Origin of the sequence: Paraburkholderia denitrificans, assembly GCF_042655705.1 — a bacterium.
In the GTDB taxonomy this organism is placed as follows: domain Bacteria; phylum Pseudomonadota; class Gammaproteobacteria; order Burkholderiales; family Burkholderiaceae; genus Paraburkholderia; species Paraburkholderia denitrificans.
The window spans coordinates 1-867 of the sequence record NZ_JBHSMP010000055.1; the positions used below are offsets into that span (position 1 = coordinate 1).

The following is an 867-nucleotide window of genomic DNA, read 5'->3' on the forward strand; positions in this document are numbered from 1 at the left end:
GCGGCCTTCCGGCACCATCGCGAGGCCGCGCTTGAGCAGCTCGTGCGCCGGCACGCCCCGGATCGACTGGCCGTTGTATTCGATGTCGCCGGCGGAATAGGGCTTGAGGCCCGTGATCGCCTTCATCGTCGTCGTCTTGCCTGCGCCGTTCGCGCCGATCAGCGTGACGAGCTCGCCCTCCTCCACCTGGAGGTCAACGCCCTTCACCGCCTGAATGCCGCCGTAATTGACCTGCAGGCCCTTGATCTTGAGAATTGCCTTTGCCATCAGTGCACCCCTGCGCCCAGATATGCCTCGATCACCTTCGGGTCCCGCTGCACGTCGTGCGGCAGACCTTCGGCGATCACCTTGCCATAGTCGAGCACTGTCATGCGGTTGCACAGGCCCATCACCAGTTTCACGTCGTGCTCGATCAGCAGGATCGTCTTGCCGTCCGCGCGGATCTTGTCGAGCAGGCGCGTGAGTTCCACCTTTTCGGTCGCGTTCATGCCCGCCGCCGGTTCGTCGAGTGCGAGCAGCTTCGGGTCCGTCGCCAGCGCACGCGCGATCTCCAGACGGCGCTGGTGGCCGTACGAGAGGTTGCGCGACGTGTAGTCGGCGTACTGCGCAATGCCCACGTATTCGAGCAGTTCCAGCGCGCGCTCCTTGATCTCGCGCTCTTCCTTGCGCTCCGCGGGCGTCTGGAACACGGCGCCGAGCAGGCCGTGCTTCGTACGCACGTGGCGGCCCACCATCACGTTTTCGAGCGCGGTCATGCCGCCGAAGAGCCGGATGTTCTGGAAGGTGCGGGCAATGCCCGCCTTCGCCACCTGATACACGGCGGTCGGCGTGTAAGCATCGCCGTCGAGCCTGAACTCGCCCGAGTCC

The 867-nt window shown here is 65.3% G+C and carries 2 protein-coding genes; both read right to left on the reverse strand.

Annotated elements, in window-relative coordinates:
- Positions 1 to 267 (reverse strand): ATP-binding cassette domain-containing protein (locus tag ACFPTO_RS25125; RefSeq protein ID WP_377715796.1); only part of this gene is annotated, 267 nt, incomplete at its 3' end.
- Positions 267 to 867: ABC transporter ATP-binding protein (locus ACFPTO_RS25130; protein WP_377715798.1), on the reverse strand; the 601-nt coding region annotated here is incomplete at its 5' end. The genes ACFPTO_RS25130 and ACFPTO_RS25125, both read right to left, overlap by 1 nt.